Below are 23,832 nucleotides of genomic sequence, written 5' to 3' on the forward strand. Positions count from 1 at the left end.
CATCCATTCCAAGCTTCCTCCCAAAGGAGTGTTGAAAGCCATGATCCAAGACAAGTCGTGGCGGAATCGACTATTTGATGTAGTGAATTATACGCTGCTTGCGTTCACCGCTGTTGTGTGTGTGCTGCCATTTGTCTATGTACTGGCAGTATCCTTCGCAAGCCCGGCTGAGGTAGCCAGAGGAGGCTTGATCTTGTGGCCCAAGGAGTGGTCCACAGTCTCCTACCAGTATATCTTCTCATCGGATACGCTTCCGCGCAGTATGATGGTCTCCGTCTATATTACCGTTGTGGGCACCTTGATCAATCTCGTATTTACCTCCCTGATGGCCTACCCGCTGTCCAAGCCGAATCTGCGGGGACGAAATATGATTCTGCTGGGCGTGCTGTTCACCATGCTGTTCAGCGGGGGCATGATTCCTACGTATTTCGTGGTCAGCGGGCTGCAGCTGACGAATACGCTATGGTCTCTCATGATTCCGAGTGCTATAAGTGCTTTCAATCTGATCGTGCTGAAGAATTTCTTCCAGCAGATCCCGGATGGTCTGGAGGATTCGGCCAAGATCGACGGCTGCAATGAGCTCCAGGTGCTAATTAAGATTGTCATTCCCCTGTCACTGCCTGCTATGGCGACATTTGGTCTGTTCTACGCGGTGGCCCACTGGAACCAGTTCTTCAGTGCAATTCTCTACATCAATGATAACCGGAAATGGCCCATTCAAGTGCTGCTGCGGGAGATTGTCATCCTGGCACAAAGCCGTGTTGGTGACGCGAACTTCGATCAGACCGATGTGCAGCCGCTGACGGTTCGGATGGCGGTAATCGTATTTGCCACCTTCCCGATCCTGCTCGTGTACCCCTTCCTCCAGAAGCATTTTGCCAAGGGAGTGATGCTGGGCTCGGTCAAAGGCTAGTAAAAATCTGAATCATCCAATCCAACTGCTACGGAGGGCTGGTAATGAACAAAAGATGGGCTGGCAAGGTTGTATCCGCGCTACTGGCGGTAAGTATACTGAGTGCATGTGGGGCGGGAGATCAGGGAGCAGAGCTTGGCGACGGGCCCTATCCACTGACCCTGGTGGTGAATCAGGTCGGTGAGATTCCGAACCCCACCAATCCATTAGAGGAAAAGCTGCGGGAATTCACACAGACCGATCTGCGAATTCAATGGATTCCGCACTCGGCCTACGATGAGAAGGTTAACGTTATGGTCGCCTCCAATGAGCTTCCCAAGCTGATCAAGCTGAATTACACCCCAACGACGATCAACTCGCTGGAGGCAGGATTGTTCTGGGATATTACGGACCATTTGCCCAAATACGAGCATTTGGCTGCGCAGCCGCAAGCCTACTACGATAACATTAGCGTCGATGGACGTGTGTACGGAGTACCTCTCTTCCGCGATATGGGGCGCGCGATTGTAAGCTATCGCAAGGACTGGCTGGATCAGGGCGGCTTTGAGGCACCGGTGACGCTGGAGGATTGGTATGAGATTATCAAATTCAGCACCGAGGGTGATCCCGATGGTAATGGCAAGCGCGATACCTATGGCATGATGCTTGATAAAGGTTACAATCAGGGCACGGCCTCCACGATCACCCGGCTGGCTGTCTCTCAAGGAGCGCCGAACAAGTGGGGCATGGATGCCGATGGTAACTTTTATCCCGAATTCGAGGATGAGACCTTCTTCGAGGTGATGAAGCTGCTTAGAAGGCTGTATGAGGAACGACTGATCAATCAGGATTTTGCCGTCGTGGATTCCTCCGAATTGAACAAGGCTTATGAATCGGGCAGAGCCAACCTGCGCATATCTGGCGGCAACGCTCAGTCTGTGCAGACGAAGCTGGATAAGGTAGTCCCTGGTGCAGTCATGGATGTGGCCCCGCTTCAGGGACCGGATGGCATTCGGGTACCCGGTGAGAGTGGCAATACAGGTTTTCTGGCGATCCCTACCTCTAAAGTAACCAGCGAGGAAGAATTAGACCGGATCCTTACGTTCATCAATCAATTATTCGAGCCAGAGATGGTGAATCTGATTAATAAAGGAGTGGAGGGCATCCACTATCAGGTGGAAGGTGAGCACACAGTCATTATTGATCGGGATAAGGATGCTCAGGAGGTGAAGCCTTATCGGGATACATTCCCGCAACGCGGGGAGCATTACAACATGGAGCGGAAGCCCAAGGAGGGTGAGCTGTTCAATAAGAACAAACAGATCGTATACGGAAATGAGGAGCATATCGTGCCGAATCCTGTGCTGACATTGCGATCGCAGACTTTTGTAGAGCGTGGTGGTGAGCTGGAGCAGCTGATTACGGATGCCCAGACGAAGTTCATCATGGGGAATATCGACGAGGCGGGCTGGAGAGCACAGGTCCAGCATTGGAGAGATAGCGGCGGGGATGCCATGGCTGCTGAGTACAAGGCTTCCTATGAAGCGCTCGGGAAGAAGTAGCAGGACCCACGGAAGAAAAGATAACAGGGCTCATGTCGGAAATAGCAGTGCACATAGAAGCGAAAAGAAGCCTCAGCAATGTCGGGGCTTCTTTCTGTTTACACTTTTATATGGAGGAATTTTGGACGCCCATACCTTCCTTGAATGAAACCATCTGAACTAACTCCATTAACTCCATTAACTCTACTAGCGAGACCTTTGTTGCTCAAGCCTCCTCTAATGTAGCTTCTCCCTTCACTGTCAAGAAAAGCACCATAACAAGGATACAGACGGTCCCCAGCCATTGTACCCATCCGAAGGAATCGTGTAGCCAGAACACAGTCGTTAATACGGCGGCAAGCGGCTCCAGACTGCTCAGAAGACTTGATTCCTTGGGGGATAAGCTATTCAAGCTTTCGACATACATCCAAAAAGCCAGCATCGTACCGAACAGGATCACAAAGATCAAATAAATATAGGCCTCCAATGGTAAGTTCGCAGCACCCATGTGCCAAGGCGGGTGGATGATGCTTAACGCAGCTCCTCCGATCATCATCGCCCAGCCCACAATGACAAGCGAATCGTAGGACTCCAGAAAACGAACGGCATATAGAGTATAGAAGGCGAGCGCAACCCCGGATAGTACGCCCCAGATCACTGCATCCGGCGGTACCGATAGTTGTGATAGTGATCCATTTGTCAGTAAGAGAAAGCAGCCCAGCAAAGCAAGAACTACGGTATATAAGTCCTTCCTAGTCGGCATTGCGTGCTTACCGATGGCTATATAGATCACAATCATGACTGGAGCTAAATATTGTAGTAGTGTCGCTACTGCAGCATTTCCCCTGTCGATAGAAGCCATATAAGTATATTGAACTCCGAGCATGCCTACTACTCCGAATATAATAAGCTGGATGGATAGCTTGCGATGACTCCAGATTTCAAAGGTGGCAGCTAGCCCTCTTTTGCAAGTGTGGACCCCAAGGAGCAGAACGCCCGCAATCAGCAGGCGAATCGTAACGAGCCAGCCCATATCGATCCCGTATTGTTGAAATAGCTTTTTGGCAACGGTGCCGCCGATCCCCCAAAAGATAGCCCCAGTAATGATGAAAAATATGCCTCTTCCTCTACTCATAATCTAATCGCTCCATTGAAATATCAAAATAGTATCTATTGTTGACTATGATAAAGAGAAAATGTATTAATATATACTATAATTAGAACGAAAAATATAATAATATTGAGGTTACTGCATGCAAATTAAAGATTTTACCATTGATCAACAGCATAGAGAGCTCACCAAGCATCGTACGACCGTACTGCCTCTCGCATGCTACCGCACAACAATTAGTCACCATATAAACGGATATATCCCGTTGCACTGGCATGAGGAGTTTCAATTCGTTCTGGTCGTTAAGGGACAGGCCATGTTCCACATTCAAGAAGACGAAGTGATCGTGAATGAAGGGGACGGATTATTCATCAATAGCGGTCGGCTTCATCAGGCAACGGATTATCATGACTCAGGATGTGTCTATTACTGTCTGAATGTGTCCCCGAGCTTTGTGGCCTCACAGGAGCTGTTTGGCACTTATGTATTCCCGTATATAGAAGCGACGAATTTACCTTATCTTGTGCTGCATACTCAAGAACATTGGACTCATAGCATTGCAGAGGCCATCATGGAAATCGATCGTCTGATTGAGCAGCGACCTACTTATTATGAGCTGGATATCACGATTCAGTTGGCACATATATGGAAGGGCCTGCTGAGTTACGGGTTTTCATTGGAGTATAAGGAAGGCGAAATGCTGAAGAATCGCAGAATGAAGGACATGCTGGACTATATCCATCAACATTTTGCGGAAGGAATTAGCTTGGAGGATATTGCAGGAGCGGGACAGCTGAGCAGGGCGGAATGCTGCCGGTATTTCAAGCGATTTCTGAAGCGGACACCTGTGACTTATGTGATGGATTATCGGATTCAGCAAAGCCTGCTACTGCTGCAGCGGCCTGAAAATAATGTCACGGATGTGGCGTATCAGGTGGGCTTCAATAGCACAAGCTACTTCATCTATCAATTCGGAAAAGCGATGAACATGACTCCGCTAGCCTACAGGAAACAGAAGATAGGGGTCATGGACACGGGGCAACATTGATTAGGAAGGGACATAGGAGAGTAGGGACTATAGTAGAGAAAGAACTAGAGTAGAGACAGGGCTATAACAGACACAGGGCTATAACAGACACAGGACAACACCACTAGAAGAGGCAATGTGGCGTGTCCTGGAAGAGCGTTGAAGGAGAGGGCAAGTGAGATGTTGGCCTGAGGCGCTAGGATTGAAGTCTGTTCATAGATGAATTCAAGCTTGGAGTCTTGGTCTGCATGTACTGTTTGCTGGGGCCATGAAGCAGTAGCACAAGGAGCAATCCGAGCTGAATCGGCAACGCGATGCCAGTTATACTGAACAAGGCAATAACGCAGCCTGCGGCGAGCATAGCGACACTGAGCTTGTATTTGCGCTGAGTAATGAATATAAAGGCTAGCGTCTGTGGGAGCAGGATAAGCAAGGTTCGGAACATAATCCAGATGTAGAAGGGAATTTCCTGTGATCCAAGGACGGGAGAGAAGGTGTGCTCCTGCGGGAGAAGAAATAATACCAAGGCAGTAGATAACGTCATGAGCACAATAAGTCCACCAAGCAGAATGCGAAAGACATTAAGCAGAACAGGCATTTTCATAAGACACAACTTCCTTTGTCAGGTTATAATGTTCAAGTATACACTCATTAGGGAAAATGTGGAATATATAATAAGGAGTATTTTGAGCTGGTCAAAGTACTAGTAGGTCGAAGGATGAAAGGAGGCTGCTGTATGGCCTTGAATATTGTACGTCTAAGTAACGATCCGCTGGATCAGTATCCATATATCAATGCAGGGACGGGAGGAACTGTCCAGGAAGCTTGGCTTCCGATCCTGCATGGCACGGTGACCGGATTGCCCGCATCACTGGATGCTCTGATTGTCGCTTCAGATCTGCAAGGTATTATAAGTCGCTCCTCTGCTGGAGAATTGCATACTAATTCGACATCTGTAACGACATCTGAAGGTATGGATATACAGCAGAGTGTAGGGGAGGTAGCAGTAGAGAATACTGTGCATAATGAACTGTCTACGAATACATTTCAAGCTGATCTGTTGCTTGGGGAGGTGCTACCAGAGCATGTTAGACTCTTGCTGGCAGTGGAATTTCCCGATATTCGCCCAGAGCGAGTAGGGGTACTGCTGTGTGGAGATCTGTATGCGCAGCGAGGGCGGAGGGGGGCTAGTGGAAATCCCCTTCCCGTATGGCTAGCGTTCCAACAGACCTTCGGCTGGGTCATCGGCGTGGACGGCAACCACGATCTCGTCAGTACAGAAGTAGCCCGGAGGTTTCAGTCGGAGGAAGGGATACACCATATCGCTTCGCCATCCATCGTGACTGCGGATCAGATACAGATTGCTGGGGTTGGCGGTATTATCGGGCGTCAGGATAAGCCGAATCGCATGGACCCGGCGTCGTACCTGCGCTCCGTGCGCTTGCTGCTGCAGCGCCAGCCGGATGCACTTCTATTGCATCAGAGCCCTGGCTTAGCAGAGCAGGGGCTACAGGGTGAAGCGCTGATTCTCCATGAACTGGCAGCCGGGCCGAAGACGGTGGTATTCTGCGGACATACTCACTGGGATACGCCGATGGTAGAGCTGGATAACGGAACGAAGGTTGTCAACGTGGATAGCAGGCTGCTCATTCTCAACCGGGAACTATAAGGCGTTTTCTAGGGGGATTGGTAGGAGCGAGTGTGCCATCAGCCCTACCTTTATAAAAATTTTGCGAGACCTATTGCATAATCGAAGATGGTACGTTAGTATTAAGAAAACGCATACAAAGATCGGGTGTTACTGTTAAATCAGGCAAAACCGATACCTTTGGACAAAAGGTATGGTTTTGCCTTTTTGCGTCAGTAATATTCGCACTTTGGATGAACCTGCTATGCAGGCTGCGTTTTTTCAAGTATCTTCTGCAAGGATAGATCTTTGCTGCAAGCAGAAATCTATTCAAGCAGGTTTTGAAAGCGCTTTATCTATAAGGGCGGTTGGTTAGAGCTTCGAATTTTCCTTGTAACCTAGCAGCATTTACGACCATGAGCAAATTTGTACTCATCCCATGAACGATGGTGCAAAAATGCTGATCAGAAAGGAAGATGATCAGGATGAGCAACTACGATCAATTAGCCAAGGATATTTTGCAGCGCGTCGGTGGTACGGAGAATGTAAATAGTGTATTCCATTGCGTAACCCGTCTCCGTTTCAAGCTCAAAAATGAAAGCGTCGCCAAAACGGAGGAGCTAAAAAACCTCCCTGGCGTTATTACAGTTATGCAAAGCGGAGGTCAATACCAGGTCGTCATCGGCAACGAGGTACCAGATGTCTACAAGGCTGTGGTCAAAGTGGGGAATCTCCCAACAGAGGGCTTCGTAGAGGACGAGAGCACGAATGATGGCCAAAAGGTAAGCTTGTTCAGCCGCTTTATCGATATGATTTCCGGTGTATTTACGCCGCTTCTCGGATTATTGGCCGCTACAGGGATGATCAAGGGCTTCGCCGCTATGTTCGTGTCCTTCGGCTGGCTTAGCAATACTTCAGGAACCTATCAATTGCTGAATGCTACCGGGGATTCCCTGTTCTACTTCTTCCCGATCTTCCTTGGCTATACAGCAATCAAGAAATTCGGCGGCTCGCCGTTTCTGGGGATGGCCATCGGGGCAACTCTTGTGTATCCGACGCTGTCTACACTGACCGGCGGTGATGCCCTGTACACGCTGTTCTCAGGCTCACTGTTCGAATCGCCGGTGCACATTACGTTCCTGGGCATTCCGGTCATATTGATGACTTACTCTTCATCGGTTATTCCTATTATTGTCGCAACCTATGTGGCTGTTCGGATTGAGAACTTCTTTAAGAAAGTGATTCCGAATGTCGTCAAGACGTTCCTGGTTCCCTTCTTCACGCTGCTCGTCATTGTACCTGCTACATTCATTGTTATTGGTCCAATCTCTACCTGGGCGGGTCAACTGATCGGTGCAGGAGCTATCTGGATTTATAATCTGAGCCCGACAATTACTGGTATCATCCTGGGTGGTCTGTGGCAAGTATTCGTATTGTTCGGTCTGCACTGGGGCTTGGTGCCAGTGGCGATCCTCAACCTGTCTACACTGAAGCAAGACCCGGTTCTCGCGATGGTATTCGCTGCTTCCTTTGCTCAGACTGGTGCTGTGCTGGGCGTCATGCTGAAGACTCGCAATCAGAAGCTCAAGTCGCTTAGTATTCCTGCCTTCATCTCCGGGATCTTCGGGGTCACCGAGCCAGCGATCTACGGGGTAACGCTTCCTCTGAAGCGTCCGTTCATCATGAGCTGTATCGCAGCAGCGGTTGGCGGAGGAATCCTGGGTATCGCGGGTACAAAGACCTTCATGATCGGCGGACTTGGTATCTTTGGTTTCCCAAGCATGATTAATCCAGAGACAGGAGTAGATAGCTCCTTCCTGATGTCGATTGTTGCAGTCGTGGTAGCTTTTGCACTTGGCTTCCTGCTCGTATACCTGTTCGGCTTCAAGGAGCAAGTACAAGCTGAGTCGACGCCAGCTCCTGAGAACAAACCACAGTCTGTTACTAGTGGCCAACATGAGATCGCTAGCCCAATGACTGGTGAGGTCGTACAGCTGAAGGATATTCAGGATGTGACGTTTGCTGGTGAGCATATGGGAAAAGGCATTGCCATTCGTCCTACCCAAGGTAAGGTCGTATCCCCAGTGAATGGTGTGGTAAAGACTGTATATCGTACAAAGCATGCGATCGGTCTCGTTTCGGATGACGGAGTAGAGCTGCTGATTCATATCGGTCAAGATACCGTGAAGCTGAAGGGTGAGCATTTCACCGTGCATGTGCAGGACGGTCAACGGATCAGCATCGGCGATCTGCTTGTGGAATTTGATATGGACGCCATTCAGGCGGCAGGCTATGAGCTGGTTACCCCCATCGTAATTGCTAATACAGGACAATTTGCCGATGTTGTAGGCAGTGGGTCTGGGGGCTCCATACACTCGGGAGATAAGTTGCTGACTGTATTGGCTTAACGCGCTAGTACCTTAACCAGATGACATGTGAGATGTATTAGCATCAATCATTGGAGATGGGCACAGGGTTCGTGTTCATCTCCTTTTTCTGAGAAGGCGCAGCGAAGAGAGGCCAGTGCGTAGTGGAATACAACGTACATGAGGAATACTAAGCATATAAGTAACGCCAAGAATTATAATGGAGGGATATAGCATGCAGGAGAGAATGACCGCATTTCCGGAAGGATTTTTGTGGGGAGGAGCAACTGCCGCGAATCAACTGGAAGGAGCCTATCAGGCGGACGGCAGAGGTCTTTCGACGGTAGACTTGCTGCCGATTGGTGAGCAACGTTGGAATATCGCCCTGGGCAATCTAGAGTCCTTTGAGCCTCAGGAGGGAGCCTACTATCCGTCACATGAGGCGATTGACTTCTATCATCGCTATGAGGAAGACATCAAGCTGTTCGCCGAAATGGGCTTCAAATCGTTCCGCATGTCGGTGGCCTGGACACGGATTTTCCCTAATGGTGATGAAAGTGAGCCAAATGAGGCAGGACTACAATTTTATGATCGCGTATTCGACGAGCTGCTCAAGTATGGCATTGAGCCTGTCGTAACGATCTGTCATTTCGATCTGCCAGTGCATCTCGTGAAGACCTATGGAGGCTGGAATAGCCGCAAGATGATTGGCTTCTATGAGCGGTATGCCCGTACACTCTTCAAGCGCTATCGCCATAAAGTGAAATACTGGATGACCTTCAATGAGATTAACATGCTGCTACATTTGCCGTTCATTGGTGCGGGGATGGTGCAGGTGCCTGGAGAGAATTTCAAGCAGAGCTTGTATCAGGCCGCGCATCATGAGCTGGTCGCCAGTGCCCTGGCCGTCAAAGCATGTCATGAGATCATTCCGGGTGCCCAGATCGGATGCATGCTCGCTGCGGGAGCTGTGTACCCGTATAGCTGCAATCCTGAGGACGTGTGGAAGGCGATCGGCAGAGAGCGGGAATCACTGTTCCTCATCGACGTGCAGTCCAAAGGTGAATATCCGGGCTATATTCTGCGTTACTTCCGTGAGCATGGGCTACATATCGACATGGAGATCGGGGATGAAGAGATATTACGGTGTCACACCGTCGATTATATTGGCTTCAGCTACTACGCCAGCAATGTAGACAGCGCTGATCCGGAGCTGCAGGGAGATACGACGGATGGGAACGTGTTCAGCACGATCAAGAACCCGCATTTGCAGCTATCGGAATGGGGCTGGGCGATAGATCCGAAGGGACTGCGTATTACGTGCAATCAGCTGTATGATCGGTATAACAAACCATTATTCATTGTAGAAAATGGACTGGGCGCACAGGATGTGCTTCTGGACAACGATACGGTAGAGGATGACTACCGCATTGATTATCTGGATCGACATTTTGCCGAGATGGCGGAAGCGATTCAGGACGGAGTCCCTCTGATTGGCTATACGAGTTGGGGACCGATTGACCTGGTGAGTGCAGGTACGGGGGAAATGAAGAAGCGCTACGGCTACATCTATGTGGATCGAAACAACGATGGTACGGGAACATTGCGCCGTGTGCGGAAGAAAAGCTTTCACTGGTATAAGCAAGTCATTGCCAGCAATGGCGCTTCCTATTTCGATGAGGAATAGAGGCATGCACACTGTACGTATCGAGTGTTAACATTAGTGTGGCTAGAGTGAGGGATATAGCAATAAGCTACAAGAACGAATTCTTAAGCTGAACAGTTCAGCTAGGCAAAAGGACCATTATAAGCTAAAAGTAACTACACAGCTCTAATGAACAAATTCAGTAAAGATCAGGAAGGGGGAGGTACATGCTCTGTTCCTGATCTTTTATTGTTTTTGGGGGATTTTTGAGGAATCTATGAGGGATCAGATCAGGTATATGGTTTCGATAATTTAATAGTTGGGATAGATATAGGAGAGGGGAACGATTTTGCAGGAACCTTGCGTATGTAGCAATGGAGTAGCTAACTAAAGTCTGCGGTAGCAATGTTGTGCAGGTGTGGGCGTCACTGCAGTTGAGGGCTTAACAAAGCCGGTCAGGGATGAGTGACAGCAGCCAACGGTTTACCTCAGCTCCAGAACCCGGTATAATCATAGCACTTGGATAGCGGCCCGTAGGGCCCTGAGAACGTAAGAATGGGGACTAGGATTTTGAAAAAGTTCAAGAAAGTATACATTGAGATTACAAGCATCTGTAACCTGGCCTGCAGCTTCTGTCCGCAAACACAGCGGGTCAAGAAATTCATTGATCCCGATACCTTTCGCACCGTGCTGGATCAGGTCAAGCCACATACGGATCATATCTATCTGCATGTCAAGGGTGAGCCGCTGCTGCATCCCAAGATTGATCAATTGCTGGAATCTGCCCATGAGAAGGGCTTGAAGGTGAATATTACGACCAACGGCACGCTGCTGCCGAAGACTGCTCATAAGCTGCTAGGACAACCAGCCTTGCGGCAAATGAACTTCTCGCTGCACAGCTTCGACGGTCACGAGGGCTCGGTGGATCGTGAGGGATACGTGGGACATATTTTGTCATTTGTTCGTGAAGCGGTGAAGCATAACGTTCTGATCTCGTTCCGTCTTTGGAACCTGGCCCAAGACAACATTACGAATATGGAGCGGCAGCGCAACCGGGAGACACTGGAGATGCTGGAGCGGGAATTCAACCTGGATTTCCGAATTGAGGAAAAGGTCGAGCCTGGCAAAGGCCTCAAGATCGCCCCGAATGTCTATCTGAACCAGGACCACGAGTTCGAATGGCCAAGTCTGGACGCGCCCGAGGATGATGGCCGTGGCTTCTGCCATGCGCTCCGTAGTCAAGCGGCGATTCTGGTCGACGGTACCGTCGTGCCATGCTGTCTGGATGGTGAAGGCGTCATTAATTTGGGTAATGTATATGAGCAGTCCTTCAGCAGCATCGTGGATGGTGACCGCGCGAACCGGATCTATTATGGATTTTCCAATAGACAGGCTGTGGAGGAGCTATGCCGCAAATGTGGCTATCGCAAGCGATTCGGCGAGGGAGCATAATCGAGTCTAATGGAGCCTAATTGCGTGAGCAGGTCTTGTGAACAGTATGGAGTATGAGCTGATGATACCCGCTATAAACAGCCCTGTGAAATGCACATACTAGCATAGCATCATATTCTTACGGGAGTGTCATGTTGGTATTAGATTCAGCGTGATGAGTGAGTGCATAGGAGACTTCTTTGGCGAGGGGGGGTATATCAGAGCAGATGATTTCATTGATTCTATCGATATTGATGCATCCTTCTCCCACAGTTGTCTTTGCTAAGGACGAAATGGAGAAATATGAAGAGCTACTCCAATCCGTCCATGAAGGGCGGCTTATGGAATATACTTTAGAATACCCTAAGCACCGTTTTCTTCAGTATGTATCCGCGAAGGGCGAGTATGTATTTCATGGCTCCAATCATCATCATATCATTAGCTTCGAACCGCGGAAGCAGACACTGTATAACAATGAAGTAGCTACAGCTGTATTTGCAACGACAGATCCTATATGGTCTATGTTCTTTGCTGTGCTTGATCGAAGGGCAGTGATCGGGAGTTTTCGAAATGGGTGCATTAAAGGACGACAGACGAACTATCATTACTATTCCATTAACGAGTCTACATTACAGAATCATCCATGGACGGATGGCATGCTGTATCTACTACCCAAAGAACAGTTTCACATGTCTGGTCAAGGGCATGTTCAATTTGATGAATGGATCTGCAAAGAGCCTGTAGCCCCGATCGGGAAGATCAGTGTATCCTTAGATGACTTTTATTTCTTCGATAAAATAGCAGTTCATAGAGATCAAGAGTCGTTGTTGAGTACCTGGATATTCTATAAAGCACGAACCTTGGTGAATCGGAAGAGGATAAGGAACTAAACAAAGAACAGTACAAAGAATAGAAAAAAGTACAAAGAATAAAGAATAAAGAACAAAGAATAGTACAAAGATTTGAAAACCTTATACATATTGGGTACACTATAAGGAATGCATTTGATTGCGCTTTCTTCGGTGAGATCCCTTCATTCGAAATATGAAATCTAATCTATTGAAATATGTAATCTAACCTACATAACTCTTCATAAGGAGATAACGATGCGGCATATTGTGACGATTTGGGCAGGGAATTTTGCTACAGACGAGGAATTTATGTCATACATAGCCATTGTGCGGGATGCGAACGATGAGCGGCATGCTTCGTTATTTGAGCAGCAGTCGGGACTGTCCGATCTGGATGAGGATTTCATGGAGGCTCACTATATCCGGGGACCGAAGGAACGTCAGGAATTCATAAATTATATGCGAAATGACTACAGTCCCCATCATGCATTTACCGAGCATCTGCCGGAAGGGCTTGAGGTGCTGCTGGCTCCTTATAACTCCTTAATCCTGATCTATGGCAATGATTCTCCGCATGGATCAATCAATGAATGCCTGCTCAATCTGGTGGAGGACCCTTCGAGCTGTGCATCCGCAGCAAGTGCGGCTGAACGTATCAGTGCGATTGGACCACTCGGCCCGGCGCTGCCAGGAAATGCAATAGAGCACGAGGCTGATCGGATGCCGCTGGCCTTGTTACATGCTATCCGTTATGAGACACTTGACTAGATATGAACGGAAGGAGGGAGGGGCGTGAACCCAATGCTGTACACATGCGTCCCATATAGCCATGAAACTCAATAAAAGGTATATCCCGGCTGTTGTGCTAGGCATCGGGGTGATCGTAGTCGGATCACTTCTCATTCGTCAGAACGTCATGTGGAGTAGCGTGGATTCAGAGACACTGTCTTCGACCCCAGCTGTGCAGACGAGTTCCCACAGTTCATCGTATGTAGATGAGCAGAACAGTACTTCAGATAGCTTGCCCGTACTAATTCAAGACAAGGCCCTGCTGGAGTCCATCGCGAACGAACCTGACGAAGTAATATTTGTGGATACACGACATCGAGGATTGAACAGCTTCGAGAATTCATTCACGACAACTGCCTCCAATGGCTCACATCTGAGAGTACAGGTGGATAATAAAAATGCATCGGGCATGGTGCTATTCCATCTAAAGCAATCAGGTACCAAGGATGATCAGGTAGAAGAAGTCCAAGCAGGGACGCAAGCGAATCTTGTCTTTCAGCTACCTGCGGAGCCAGAGGCTACAACCGACTGGAAAGTATATATCACAACGAATGACGGACATGAGATGGATATTCAGGTACATGCAGGTCAGTTCGATGTTAAGCCCGTAAAGCAGCAGTAGCAGAATCTGAGCCCTGAGGTTAGTAGTACTCATGGCTCGATTGTTGCTCCTGTTGTTTTCCTTTTGATAAATAGGGTGTCAGAACACCCCAATAGAAAGTAAATGATAGAAAAGTAAAAGATAGAAAGGTAAAGGTATCTGACCATGCTATTCATCACCAAGAAATTGATTAACAGGCTATCCGAACCTCACAGAGAACCGGATATGCTAGCTTGCTATGCAACGCCTCAAAGCTTTTCGGCTCATACAAGCCGGGCTATATTGCTAATAAGCCAGGATAGAGTAATTATTCTGTATCTCAATCTATTTTCTACTAGAGTGGTACATAAAGTTGAGTACGAAGTAGCTGAGCTAGAGGATCAAAAGTATAAGGATGCTTCGCTGTCTGCTGCAGGTTGGTCATTTAGCATCCAGGGGCAGCGTTGTAGGTTCAGGATTATGAAAGTAATCCTTCCTCTCGGTTCGATGCAGAGAGATTTTTTGGATTTTGTAGAGAGAAATATATTGGGATAGTGTCATTAGTTCATGTGATTTGAAAACAATTGCTTTTAGAAAACTGGAACATGACACCCTCTCTAACTATCCAAAAGCAATACATAAGCTGTAGCGCAACCAGTTGGATTATGAGATCATTCGAGATGCAGGTCATGCGATTAACCACGAGCAAGCGGATCTGGTAAACCAGAAAATCATTGAATTTTGGAATGAATGATGGCAGTGTAGCAGTAATTCAAAGGAGATATTAAGAGGAGAAAGGCTCAGCTAAAGCGGCACCAATTTTATAGATAAGGGTGATGTATATGGAAAGAGGACTCATTATCTTTTTAAACGGAACGTCAAGTTCAGGAAAGACAAGCATTGCGCTGGAAATGAAAAGGCAGGCAGAGATGCCGTTGCATCATCTGTCAGTAGATCAATTTTTTCGAAATTATGATCAGTTCATCGATACGACATATCCAGATATGAAACCAACAAGAGAAGTGGAGCCGGGTGTGATGTCAGATATCCTTTTTGGCCCGATTGGCTCATTGTACTATTCTACCATTAAATTATTTTCGGAGCTGGGCCTGAATGTAATTGTGGATACGGTTATCAGCGATGACAAGTGGTTTAACGAATTTTATGATTTGCTTGCCGATTATCCGATATTGTTTGTTGGTGTTCACTGCTCCAAAGAAGAACTCACCAGAAGAGAGCAAAGCAGGGGGGATCGCGAGATAGGTCTAGCCCATTCCCAGTTCGATTACATATACGCCTATGATGAGTATGATCTAGAAGTAAACACGGAAGAATTAAGTTCAGCTGCATGTGCGGAAAAGATACTAAGTTATATGAACTCCGAGAAGGAGTACTCGGCATTCAAGAAGTTAAGTCGAAGTTAAAAGACTTAGCGGAAGTAAATAGAAGAGATGACTAACTGGAATCCATCATGATGCTGATGGTCGTGCTGAGCCTAACGAAGAATCGTTAGGTTTTTTGCTTATTCCATCCATTGAATAATTGAATCTATATATAGAATTGTTCTATAAGTAAACCTGGTTTTAACCAGGAGGCATGGGCTGCCGGACAAAAGGCAAATGAGGAGCAGATCTCTCAGCTGATTACGATTGCTAATAGTCTGGTTCAATACAATTCAGGACTACATTTCAAGTTCCCTTCCGCATACTGAAGCACGGATGCACGAACGATGACCCAATCGAGCTCACTTTGGATGAGCGCTTGTTCCGCAATACTTTTATCCTGAATGGCCTTCCAAAAAATACGGCGCATCAGACGCACGGCGAGACTGCTGACATAAGAAAGCTCTCCACGATCGCTCAAATTAATGCCGCTCTGCAGCACAATACGTTTAACCCCTGTACGATGACAGGCCGTAATGATATTTGGAATTCCTTCAGACATGACCGCTCCTGGTGAGTAATTAGCCTTAATTGTACGTAAAGAGGCGCTGAGATTACCCAAGCCCTTCTTGGCGGAAGTGGATGATACGTTGAGGGGAGGATCTACAACTGATGACAGCCTCTGCCCCTGAAATCGCCTGAATCATAACAGGTAAATCGAACACATCCCCTTTTCTAACTGTAAGTCCTTCTGTTGAAGAAATGGCTTCGGGACGACGAGCAACGGCAATAACTTCATGCCCTAATCCAAGGGCGCATTCGATCACTTTTTTTCCTGTTCCTCCGGTAGCCCCAATTACTGCAATTTTCATATAGTTAAACTCCATTTCTTACTGTGAATTAGTGCGCAGTAGTGTATTATTAATCATATATGTATACTGGTATACACAAATAAAAATCTTGCAATGGCTAAAAAGCTGGATTGCGTGCATTTGTGCACAGATGGTTTGAGACTGCGTATTAACAATGAAGAAAAAGGGTGATATGAAGTGGTAAAGGTGGATCGAAGGATACGCAAATCCCAAGAAGCTATCAAAACGGCGGTTATTGAACTGATGATGAACAAAGATTTTGATCATATTACGATCCAGGACATTTCCGACAAAGCGGATATCAGCCGGAGAACGATCTATCTTCATTACACAGATAAATTTGATCTTCTGAATAAACTCATCACAGAGCATATTGAGAATTTGCGTGAAGTCTGTGAATCTACGGAGATAGACATGGGTTATAACAACATGGTATTCATGTGGTTTGAATATTTTGAGAAGCACTTTTTATTTTTCTCCGCATTGCTGGTGAGTAAAGGCAGTTCTTTTTTTCGTAAGCAGTTTCTGGACTTTTTTATCCATGAATTACAGAAGGGGAACGAGAGCATTCCAGGTACTATGAACACCGAATTAATGAAAGATCAACTTGTGGAGGTTCAGTTTGTGGGGGGAGCTATCGTTGGAGTCGTGGAATGGTGGTTTACACATGAAAAGCCTCTCCCACCTTCCGTGATGGCTGAACGTATAGGAGCAATGCTTGAGCGAAATCTGGATATGAATTCTTAAAAATATTCCTTTGGATGTGGATTTTGGAGAGTATTTGAGGATGCACACTCCCAAAAGGATGAACTTACCCAAAGATAGCAAAGAAGAGGGTATCGCTCGCAAGACCCATATTACAGATGAAACTTGAAACGAGGAGATCAACGATGACTCCAGAAGGGCATATTCAACAAATGTTACATACAATCATTGAGAACACACAATCCATTATCAGCGATAATCAGAAACAATCCTTCGGCTCTCTGGAATATTTCCTGGAACATATTTTAGAGTATCGCGATGACAAGCAATACCTGACAGAGGATTGGCATATCCGGACACCACGTTGGCTCGGGGAGTATGGAAATACGCCGGAGGAAGAAGAGCTTCTTTCAGACATTTACCGTCTGCATGCTTATATTGCTGAGAAATTAAAAGGTGGATAATGGATTGGTAAAACATGAATCATGATGTCGCATTAGTCTGACTGAAATGTCGCAAAAGTACATGGTAACACGCTGCACAGATCGTTTATGCTCTCTTTATGTTTCGATAATGAAAATCATTATCGCTAGTATGCATAAGGGGGATTTACAAATGAAACAAGGAACAAACGGGCAAGCGGCCGAAAGCAAAGGCTATGCTGCTCACAAATCACGATTACTGATGGGCTTGATGTTGGCCCTGATTCTAGTCCTGACGGCGTGTGGTGCCGGAGCAGGTACAGATAGCGGTAAACAATCCGCGGCAACACCTTCGGATACACCTGCGAGTACAGAGACGAAGACCGACGGCGCTTTTCCAGTAACGATCAAGGGTATGATGGGCGACATCACGCTAAACGAAAAACCGAAGAAAGTTGCCGTGCTGGATGTTAAGTTTTTGGATCAAATGTTAGCGCTTGGCGAAAAGCCGGCAGGTAGTGTTATCGCTGGAGGGAACACTGATTTTCCAGAATACTTGGGTGATCAGGCGAATGGCGTTGAAGTTCTGGGTACACGGGACGAGCCGAACCTGGAAGCCATCGTAGCCTTAGATCCAGATTTGATCATCATGACCGACTTCCAAGAGAAGCATTATGAGAGTGTGAGTAAAATTGCACCTATCCTGGTACTCGATTTCTACGAAGACTGGCGCGATACGTTAGCTACCGTGGCTAAAATTACTGGCAAGCAGGACGAGGCAGAGAAAGTACGTACAGCATATGAAGAGAAAGTGGCAGGAATGAAAACGAAACTGGCTGAGAAGCTGGGTGATGAGACGGTAGCGCTGATTCGTCCGCGTAAAGAAGGCATTCGTGTTCATGGCCTCGAGCACCGTACAGGTGTTATTCTGTATAATGATCTGGGCTTGAAAATGCCTGCACTCGTTGAGGGAATCAAGGATGATACTTCCGTAGAAGTCTCGATGGAGAAAGTTCCTGAGATTGGAGCAGATCGTTATTTTGTCCTGTCGGATGAGCTGTTTGCCGTAGAAGCAGAGGCGATGGTGAACAATCCGGTATGGAAGTCTCTTGATGCTGTGAAAAATAACCGTACGTATGATGTAAACTCCACACTATGGATCGCGTACTACGGACCGCTTGCGATTAATCTGATTGTAGATCAGGCTTCGGAAGCCCTGCTCGGATCGAACTAATATGAGCCGATATCTCTCGACAGACATATGGAAAGAGACGGTGGAGGATCATTCGATTTTGCTTGGCGAGCCGCCTCAACATAGTGTCCGTAGCATTGCGCTGAGTGAGCTGCATGACGAAGAGGCGTGCCGAGAGTATATCAGTTGGTTTCAACATTATATCGATGCACCAGACATGAAGGTTGCTGCTTCCATGTTAGCCAAGCGACTTGGCTATCTATGGACGGCTCCGCTGGTGACCGCGATGACGTTTCATCATCAGCATGTAACCTTTGAGCTGGAGAACACCTTTCTCTATCATCCGAAACTCGAAGAACATGAGGAGGGTACACGATTTCCTTTTCTAGCGGTGAACGAGCTTCGGGCTGAAGAACTGACTGGAGACCGGGACATATGGCGGGAAAAGGCGGTCCAGGAGATGTTTGCAGTTCAACTGACACCTCTGTTAAAGACACTTGCTACGATTGCACCCCTTTCGATGAGTATTCTCTGGGAGAATATCATGGTACGGATCGGGCGACTATTCGCTCCTGATGAAGGTGAGACGGAGCAGGAACGTAAGATCATTCAAGAGGACTTCTCCTATTTGACGCAGGTGGCATCGGGGCAAGTGTTTGGTGAGAGAAAGAATCCGTTGACCCGTTTTACCGATTGTAAGGACAATGTGCATGTTGCCAAAAGTGAGCGGATCACCTGCTGCTTTTACTACCAGATGTCAGGGGAATATTGTCTCAAATGTCCGAAAATTGACAATGAGAAAGAATCTCAACTACAATGACAACAGCAATGATTATACCTATGCGATTGTCAGGAGATGAGAGAAATGCCGCTGCAAGAACAGACAAGTGGTTGGAGTGATACAGCAATCAAGATGCTTGACGGATATAGCGGTACTTTGCAGACAGGCAGCATTTTACACGAAACAAATGTAACTTCTAATGTACTGCTGCTGGCATACGGAGGGGAAGGGGAACTTGCAATGGATGGCGAGGGTTGCCACATTGGAGCTTCTTTTGCCTGTCATGCGGTGAAGGGATCATCCTACACGCTGACGGCCAGATCAGAGGACATTCATTATATGGTGATCAAGTACAAGGCTTCTTCTATGGAGGGAGCCTCTATTGTTATGCCTTCGTACCGAAAACATCCGCTGCGTAGATCATTTGTACAAAACTCGGTAGCCCATGCCGAATGGATCGAAAACGCCGAAAAAATCGTTGCCAAATGGCGCCGCGGCGAAGGGCTGGAACGATTTTATGCCAATGCTTTGCTCCAGGGGATGATCTACGAACTGATCATGGCATATGAACGTGGTCAGGGGGGAGCGGAGCCCGACATGGTGGATGTGGTCGCTTCCTATATTGCGTCGCATTATCGTCAAAACCTGGAGCTGAAAGATCTGGCTACCCTCGCGGGCTGTAGTGTAAGACAGTTGCAGCGCCGCTTCAAACAAGAAAAGCACCTCGGACCGATGGAGTACGTCATTCAGCTACGCATGGAAAGTGCCTCACGCATGCTACGTCATACGGATGCTTCCATAGGGGAAATTGCCGACAAGCTGGGCTATCGGGATATGTATTATTTTAGCAAGGCGTTTAAAAAGTATGTTGGCGTCCCACCGCTGCATTACCGGCATGCTGCCGCTTCGAGAACCGATGCAGACTATGCGAAAGCTCTACTGCAAAACCGCACAGCTTCATCCTATGAATCAGCCCAAGGACCGGTCATCTGCCATATGCAAGGGGAGTACACCGTCACCGAAACACCACAGCGTATCGCTGTCCTTGATGTGCAGTATGCAGATCATTTGCTGGCGCTGGGCTTGTCTCCGGTAGGGAGTGTTGGACTAGGAAGCAGCGTGTTATCTTTCCCCCAGTCCCTTCGGGCAGGTCTCCAGGACACCGAATTACTGGGTACGTATGAATACCCCGATTTGCCTGCCGTAGAACGACTTGCACCGGATCTTATTATCTGCACTGAGGTGCATGAGCAGTATCTTGAACGGTTAAGTGGGGTTGCTCCTGTGCTGATGTTCAAACGTAATGAGAACTGGCAGACAACCCTTAGTCTGTTCGGTGAACTGACAGGTAAACGAGCAGAAGGCAGGCAGATTATTGCGGATTATCTTCGTAGAACGGCTTTGTTGTCTGAGGAATTAGCTTCCGTATTAGCAGGCAAAAGCGTCGCTCTGATCCGTCCGCTGGACTCTCTCGTTCGCGTGCATTCCGCCGCTCATCGCACAGGGGCTGTGCTGTACCGTGATCTAGGTCTGCCTGTTCCGTTATTTGTCACAGATACCTCCGACACAGCCTATCATATCTCGGTTGAGAGATTACCAGCAGTGCAGGCAAATCACTACTTTTTGCTAAGTAATGAACTTATGCAGGATGGGATATCTGCGACAGAGCAGCGGGTTTTGGGGATGCTTGGTGGGGACGAAGAGCAACGAGTGCATTCGGTAGATGCGGCAATGTGGATTGGTTGTTATGGGCCGATGGGGATTAATGGGATTGTGGATCAGATTGAGCAGGCGTTGTTGGGGTGAGGGGAGTTGAACTGTGACTCCCCTATTTACGTATATCCAAGGTGTATTGGATTAGTGGAGAATATCCTGAATATAATGCAGCCAAATGAACTGATTGAAATCACGAGATTAAAATATACAAACATGATAACGAAAAAAGTGTATCAGGATCAGGAGCTACAACTTTGATCAAGTGATTAAAGAGTTGTAGCTTTTTACATATCGTTGATAGTGTAATTAATGTTAACGAAAGTAGATTCTCCTGAAGCCCGAGGTTGTGAAAAGAAACTATGCCCTTGATGTGGCTCAAGCAAGCATTCTAGTAGCAAGACTCGCACCTGAACTCAATTCTACTGAACGTTATGCTTTATTGAGAGATGCCATAGTTAGACTTCATAACGCCGATCTTCGATTACGAGATGTTAAAGGCGAGTATTCATAGATTAGAGATAAGGAGGTCAGAGAATGGAAACAAAGATGTTGTTTGGCGTAGGTTTGGTCTTCGATACACCTGAATACGGAACTATCGTGATGGGGGCGAACGAAGAGTTGGATGATCTTCTTCCTTCAAAAATCCAAGAGATTATCAGTGATCAGATCGTGATTAAAACAGTGGATGGAGAAGAGCGGATATATGATGTTGTTTCTTCTCAGATCAACCATTCAATTGCGGGTAAAAAGAATATTGGTATTTGTTTGGGGAAAGGGGGATCGCCAAGCGAAATAGTGGCTGGTTCAATGGTTTATTATTATTCATCAGAGCAAATTGATTAGTATTACAGCTTGGGTAAAGAATTAAGAAGACATTGGAAGGTTGCTTGATTCCCTTTGGGGTGCAGAAGATCCCCCCTTTTTCACCAAATTTTTCTTCGCAAAAATCACTGTATAGGATATCATATACGTAATTACCCTATAGCCCTTTTAATCAGAAATGCTTCTCCTGTATATGGAATGAGTGATTTTCTTAAATACAAAAGTGCAATATATAAACCGGAAAAGTATAGTCATATTTGGTTTGTTTCGAAAGACGGAAACAATAATGAATGGTTAATGAAAGATTTGCTAACTGATTAATCGAAAAAGAGAGAAACAGCAGATAACATAATATTCACGCTGCGGGCCGTTCGGCCCTGGGTCTGCCGTAGATAATTTGGGGGAAGCGGTTGCATACAGCCAACCCCTTCGGGGTTCCTGAATACAGGAACGTTATATGAAAGGGGTGCAAAGAATATAAAAAAAGAGGTGTCATTTCAAGTGGATATTGAGATTACAAAAATAACAAAAGATCAAGCCGATACTTTTTTGAATTTGTATAATTTATATTTGTATGACTTATCAGAATATACCTGTGAAGATCTAAAAGATGATGGGAAATTTGATCCAACAAATACTTACCTGTACCTAGAGAGAGAGGAGTTGCATCCATTTTTTGTTATGCATCTAGGTAAACCAATTGGCTTCATATTAGTTTGTTCCCCTCCGTTTGTTCCAGAAGGAGTTAATTTTACAATACAGGAATTATTTTTATTGAGGAAATATCGCGGTAATAGAATTGCTTCGTTAGGAATAGAGAAAGTATTTAAGCAATTAAAAGGAAAAATTAGTATCGGTCAACTAGTGGGAAATAAACCAGCAGTGAGATTTTGGAAGAAATACTATGAAGAACATAATATTGATTTCTTCGAAGAACAAGAGACTATTGAGATTGATGGCTTAGGACTACAAAAAGTGATTTCACAAACTTTCGAGATTCCGAATTGTTAAGTAATTCGAGTAGGCATCCCAATCATATAACATCATATCCATGCATCGAAGCCTAACGGCTCCTCGGTCCGCTAGAAGGAGAGTAGTTGGGAAGTTGGATTCAGGCGGACACATCCGCACCGCGGCAGCTCCCGTTGGTCGCTTAAGTCGGTGGAACGTCGTGGATACAGTAACGTTATGAGACATCATTGTGATATAAACAGAGTAAAATGGATAAGACAGGAGAGCCATAAATGGATGATTTTACGAAGAAGCGGATTATGAAAATTATGGACAGTTACACACAAAACAAAGTACCAGTTCATTTGAAAAACCAGATTAAAGTCAGTTACAAGATCAGAGGAAACAATGTGACACTAATAGAAGAAAGACAAGGCTACAAAAGTGATATATGGGTGCAGATGCCAGTAGCTCAGTTCAGAATAGATGAAAAAAGAAAATGGAAAGTCTATTGGCAAGATAGTAAAAATAAATGGCATTTCATAGATGATATCGAACCGAATGAAGATTTTGAAACACAATTAAAGATAGTGGACGAGGGGCATAATGGAATGTTTTGGGGTTGATTCGAAGAGGTCAATGACATCTCATAACATAATATTCAAGCGGCGGCTCCATTGGAGCCTTGGTCTGCGAGGTGGATTTCGAAGAGGCATTTCAGCAGACAACCCCTTTGGGGTTCATGAATACGGGAACGTTAGCTGAAATTGCTAGGTTACAAAGAGAGGTGAAAACATTGTGAAAGAACTGAATTTAAGACCAAGGTTATTAAGATGGCATTTCGATGATGAGGTTGAAACTGATAATCCAGAAGAATGGAATTGGATAGAAATCACGATGTATTTCACGGATGGTTCCAAAAGATGGAGCATTTTATATACACCAGAAAGATTATTAAATAACTTATCTAGACCAAACACTGACCCACCAGGTCTTCATATGCAACAGCTTATTGTAGTCAGAAGCTATGAAGTAAGTGATATTGACAGAGTGTTGGGAGTTTTTGATGAAGAAGATGAATTGATTAAAGCCTCAAGATCATATAGTGAGTGATTCAAAGAAGCTAGCA

At 46.4% G+C, this 23,832-nt stretch carries 24 protein-coding genes; 20 read left to right on the forward strand and 4 right to left on the reverse strand.

Translation table 11 applies throughout. The annotated features are described in order from the left end of the window. Nucleotides 1–40: 40 nt before the first annotated feature. Together MKX74_RS11225 and MKX74_RS11230 are read left to right on the forward strand one after the other, a co-directional pair. Complete coding sequence (locus MKX74_RS11225) at nt 41–913, forward strand: carbohydrate ABC transporter permease (protein ID WP_341178397.1); 873 nt, start codon at nt 41–43, stop codon at nt 911–913. A gap of 44 nt (nt 914–957) precedes the next feature. Next, the gene (locus MKX74_RS11230) at nt 958–2,454 is read left to right on the forward strand and encodes an extracellular solute-binding protein (protein WP_341178398.1); all 1,497 of its coding nucleotides are present in this window, start codon (nt 958–960) and stop codon (nt 2,452–2,454) included. A gap of 205 nt (nt 2,455–2,659) precedes the next feature. On the opposite strand, the gene MKX74_RS11235 is transcribed toward MKX74_RS11230, so the two are convergent. Continuing rightward, nucleotides 2,660–3,568, reverse strand: coding sequence for a DMT family transporter (locus MKX74_RS11235; RefSeq protein WP_341178399.1), 909 nt, complete (start codon nt 3,566–3,568; stop codon nt 2,660–2,662). A gap of 118 nt (nt 3,569–3,686) precedes the next feature. Between MKX74_RS11235 and MKX74_RS11240 the strand changes: the two genes are divergently transcribed. Continuing rightward, the gene (locus MKX74_RS11240) at nt 3,687–4,592 is read left to right on the forward strand and encodes an AraC family transcriptional regulator (RefSeq protein WP_445667266.1); all 906 of its coding nucleotides are present in this window, start codon (nt 3,687–3,689) and stop codon (nt 4,590–4,592) included. 175 nt (nt 4,593–4,767) lie between these two features. On the opposite strand, the gene MKX74_RS11245 is transcribed toward MKX74_RS11240, so the two are convergent. Next, nucleotides 4,768–5,175: a hypothetical protein gene (locus MKX74_RS11245; protein ID WP_341178400.1), complete on the reverse strand. Its 408-nt coding sequence runs from the start codon at nt 5,173–5,175 to the stop codon at nt 4,768–4,770. 132 nt (nt 5,176–5,307) lie between these two features. Here MKX74_RS11245 and MKX74_RS11250 point away from each other — a divergent pair, with 132 nt between their 5' ends. From MKX74_RS11250 to MKX74_RS11285, 8 genes are all read left to right on the forward strand, one after another. Then, a complete protein-coding gene (locus tag MKX74_RS11250) occupies nt 5,308–6,240 on the forward strand; it encodes a metallophosphoesterase family protein (protein WP_341178401.1) in 933 nt (310 codons plus the stop codon). 443 nt (nt 6,241–6,683) lie between these two features. Then, nucleotides 6,684–8,606: a beta-glucoside-specific PTS transporter subunit IIABC gene (locus MKX74_RS11255; protein ID WP_341178402.1), complete on the forward strand. Its 1,923-nt coding sequence runs from the start codon at nt 6,684–6,686 to the stop codon at nt 8,604–8,606. A gap of 193 nt (nt 8,607–8,799) precedes the next feature. After that, on the forward strand, nt 8,800–10,251 hold the full coding sequence (locus tag MKX74_RS11260; protein WP_341178403.1) for a 6-phospho-beta-glucosidase: 1,452 nt from the start codon (nt 8,800–8,802) through the stop codon (nt 10,249–10,251). Nucleotides 10,252–10,776: 525 nt separating this feature from the next. Then, a complete protein-coding gene (locus MKX74_RS11265) occupies nt 10,777–11,661 on the forward strand; it encodes a radical SAM/SPASM domain-containing protein (protein ID WP_036631925.1) in 885 nt (294 codons plus the stop codon). A gap of 206 nt (nt 11,662–11,867) precedes the next feature. After that, the gene (locus MKX74_RS11270; RefSeq protein WP_341178404.1) at nt 11,868–12,530 is read left to right on the forward strand and encodes a hypothetical protein; all 663 of its coding nucleotides are present in this window, start codon (nt 11,868–11,870) and stop codon (nt 12,528–12,530) included. 216 nt (nt 12,531–12,746) lie between these two features. Further along, a complete protein-coding gene (locus tag MKX74_RS11275) occupies nt 12,747–13,259 on the forward strand; it encodes an immunity 22 family protein (RefSeq protein ID WP_341178405.1) in 513 nt (170 codons plus the stop codon). A gap of 61 nt (nt 13,260–13,320) precedes the next feature. After that, nucleotides 13,321–13,902: a hypothetical protein gene (locus MKX74_RS11280; RefSeq protein ID WP_341178406.1), complete on the forward strand. Its 582-nt coding sequence runs from the start codon at nt 13,321–13,323 to the stop codon at nt 13,900–13,902. Between the two features lie 800 nt (nt 13,903–14,702). Continuing rightward, a complete protein-coding gene (locus MKX74_RS11285) occupies nt 14,703–15,284 on the forward strand; it encodes a chloramphenicol phosphotransferase CPT family protein (RefSeq protein WP_341178407.1) in 582 nt (193 codons plus the stop codon). Nucleotides 15,285–15,525: 241 nt separating this feature from the next. Here MKX74_RS11285 and MKX74_RS11290 read toward each other — a convergent pair whose 3' ends face one another. Together MKX74_RS11290 and MKX74_RS11295 are read right to left on the reverse strand one after the other, a co-directional pair. Beyond that, the gene (locus tag MKX74_RS11290; protein WP_341178408.1) at nt 15,526–15,804 is read right to left on the reverse strand and encodes an NAD(P)H-binding protein; all 279 of its coding nucleotides are present in this window, start codon (nt 15,802–15,804) and stop codon (nt 15,526–15,528) included. Nucleotides 15,805–15,856: 52 nt separating this feature from the next. Continuing rightward, nucleotides 15,857–16,114: an NAD(P)-dependent oxidoreductase gene (locus MKX74_RS11295; RefSeq protein ID WP_341178409.1), complete on the reverse strand. Its 258-nt coding sequence runs from the start codon at nt 16,112–16,114 to the stop codon at nt 15,857–15,859. Nucleotides 16,115–16,291: 177 nt separating this feature from the next. Between MKX74_RS11295 and MKX74_RS11300 the strand changes: the two genes are divergently transcribed. From MKX74_RS11300 to MKX74_RS11340, 9 genes are all read left to right on the forward strand, one after another. Further along, nucleotides 16,292–16,861 carry a TetR/AcrR family transcriptional regulator gene (locus MKX74_RS11300; RefSeq protein WP_341178410.1) on the forward strand — a complete coding sequence of 190 codons (570 nt, stop codon included), beginning with the start codon at nt 16,292–16,294 and terminating at the stop codon, nt 16,859–16,861. Between the two features lie 143 nt (nt 16,862–17,004). Beyond that, entirely contained in the window at nt 17,005–17,283 is a 279-nt protein-coding gene (locus tag MKX74_RS11305) for a hypothetical protein (RefSeq protein WP_018883110.1), read from the forward strand. Between the two features lie 151 nt (nt 17,284–17,434). Then, nucleotides 17,435–18,475 (forward strand): ABC transporter substrate-binding protein, encoded by a 1,041-nt coding sequence (locus tag MKX74_RS11310; RefSeq protein ID WP_341178411.1) that lies wholly within the window; start codon nt 17,435–17,437, stop codon nt 18,473–18,475. 1 nt (nt 18,476) lies between these two features. Then, on the forward strand, nt 18,477–19,253 hold the full coding sequence (locus MKX74_RS11315; RefSeq protein WP_341178412.1) for a (2Fe-2S)-binding protein: 777 nt from the start codon (nt 18,477–18,479) through the stop codon (nt 19,251–19,253). Between the two features lie 45 nt (nt 19,254–19,298). Beyond that, nucleotides 19,299–21,020 (forward strand): helix-turn-helix domain-containing protein, encoded by a 1,722-nt coding sequence (locus MKX74_RS11320; RefSeq protein ID WP_341178413.1) that lies wholly within the window; start codon nt 19,299–19,301, stop codon nt 21,018–21,020. A gap of 444 nt (nt 21,021–21,464) precedes the next feature. Next, on the forward strand, nt 21,465–21,773 hold the full coding sequence (locus MKX74_RS11325) for a hypothetical protein (protein WP_341178414.1): 309 nt from the start codon (nt 21,465–21,467) through the stop codon (nt 21,771–21,773). 480 nt (nt 21,774–22,253) lie between these two features. Next, nucleotides 22,254–22,763 (forward strand): GNAT family N-acetyltransferase, encoded by a 510-nt coding sequence (locus MKX74_RS11330; RefSeq protein ID WP_341178415.1) that lies wholly within the window; start codon nt 22,254–22,256, stop codon nt 22,761–22,763. A gap of 233 nt (nt 22,764–22,996) precedes the next feature. Next, a complete protein-coding gene (locus MKX74_RS11335; protein ID WP_341178416.1) occupies nt 22,997–23,329 on the forward strand; it encodes a DUF3024 domain-containing protein in 333 nt (110 codons plus the stop codon). Nucleotides 23,330–23,501: 172 nt separating this feature from the next. Beyond that, a complete protein-coding gene (locus MKX74_RS11340) occupies nt 23,502–23,816 on the forward strand; it encodes a hypothetical protein (protein WP_341178417.1) in 315 nt (104 codons plus the stop codon). The last annotated feature ends 16 nt before the right edge of the window (nt 23,817–23,832 follow it).

The organism is Paenibacillus sp. FSL K6-1230 (assembly GCF_038002385.1).
In the GTDB taxonomy this organism is placed as follows: Bacteria; Bacillota; Bacilli; order Paenibacillales; family Paenibacillaceae; genus Paenibacillus; species Paenibacillus massiliensis.

Excerpts from the sequence above, each read along its gene's own strand:
- MKX74_RS11225 (WP_341178397.1), top strand. The coding sequence starts at position 41 with ATGATCCAAGACAAGTCGTGGCGGAATCGACTATTTGATGTAGTGAAT.
- MKX74_RS11230 (WP_341178398.1), top strand. The coding sequence starts at position 958 with ATGAACAAAAGATGGGCTGGCAAGGTTGTATCCGCGCTACTGGCGGTA.
- MKX74_RS11235 (WP_341178399.1), bottom strand. The coding sequence starts at position 3,568 with ATGAGTAGAGGAAGAGGCATATTTTTCATCATTACTGGGGCTATCTTT.
- MKX74_RS11240 (WP_445667266.1), top strand. The coding sequence starts at position 3,687 with ATGCAAATTAAAGATTTTACCATTGATCAACAGCATAGAGAGCTCACC.
- MKX74_RS11245 (WP_341178400.1), bottom strand. The coding sequence starts at position 5,175 with ATGAAAATGCCTGTTCTGCTTAATGTCTTTCGCATTCTGCTTGGTGGA.
- MKX74_RS11250 (WP_341178401.1), top strand. The coding sequence starts at position 5,308 with ATGGCCTTGAATATTGTACGTCTAAGTAACGATCCGCTGGATCAGTAT.
- MKX74_RS11255 (WP_341178402.1), top strand. The coding sequence starts at position 6,684 with ATGAGCAACTACGATCAATTAGCCAAGGATATTTTGCAGCGCGTCGGT.
- MKX74_RS11260 (WP_341178403.1), top strand. The coding sequence starts at position 8,800 with ATGCAGGAGAGAATGACCGCATTTCCGGAAGGATTTTTGTGGGGAGGA.
- MKX74_RS11270 (WP_341178404.1), top strand. The coding sequence starts at position 11,868 with ATGATTTCATTGATTCTATCGATATTGATGCATCCTTCTCCCACAGTT.
- MKX74_RS11275 (WP_341178405.1), top strand. The coding sequence starts at position 12,747 with ATGCGGCATATTGTGACGATTTGGGCAGGGAATTTTGCTACAGACGAG.
- MKX74_RS11280 (WP_341178406.1), top strand. The coding sequence starts at position 13,321 with ATGAAACTCAATAAAAGGTATATCCCGGCTGTTGTGCTAGGCATCGGG.
- MKX74_RS11285 (WP_341178407.1), top strand. The coding sequence starts at position 14,703 with ATGGAAAGAGGACTCATTATCTTTTTAAACGGAACGTCAAGTTCAGGA.
- MKX74_RS11290 (WP_341178408.1), bottom strand. The coding sequence starts at position 15,804 with ATGTCTGAAGGAATTCCAAATATCATTACGGCCTGTCATCGTACAGGG.
- MKX74_RS11295 (WP_341178409.1), bottom strand. The coding sequence starts at position 16,114 with ATGAAAATTGCAGTAATTGGGGCTACCGGAGGAACAGGAAAAAAAGTG.
- MKX74_RS11305 (WP_018883110.1), top strand. The coding sequence starts at position 17,005 with ATGACTCCAGAAGGGCATATTCAACAAATGTTACATACAATCATTGAG.
- MKX74_RS11310 (WP_341178411.1), top strand. The coding sequence starts at position 17,435 with ATGAAACAAGGAACAAACGGGCAAGCGGCCGAAAGCAAAGGCTATGCT.
- MKX74_RS11315 (WP_341178412.1), top strand. The coding sequence starts at position 18,477 with ATGAGCCGATATCTCTCGACAGACATATGGAAAGAGACGGTGGAGGAT.
- MKX74_RS11320 (WP_341178413.1), top strand. The coding sequence starts at position 19,299 with ATGCCGCTGCAAGAACAGACAAGTGGTTGGAGTGATACAGCAATCAAG.
- MKX74_RS11325 (WP_341178414.1), top strand. The coding sequence starts at position 21,465 with ATGGAAACAAAGATGTTGTTTGGCGTAGGTTTGGTCTTCGATACACCT.
- MKX74_RS11335 (WP_341178416.1), top strand. The coding sequence starts at position 22,997 with ATGGATGATTTTACGAAGAAGCGGATTATGAAAATTATGGACAGTTAC.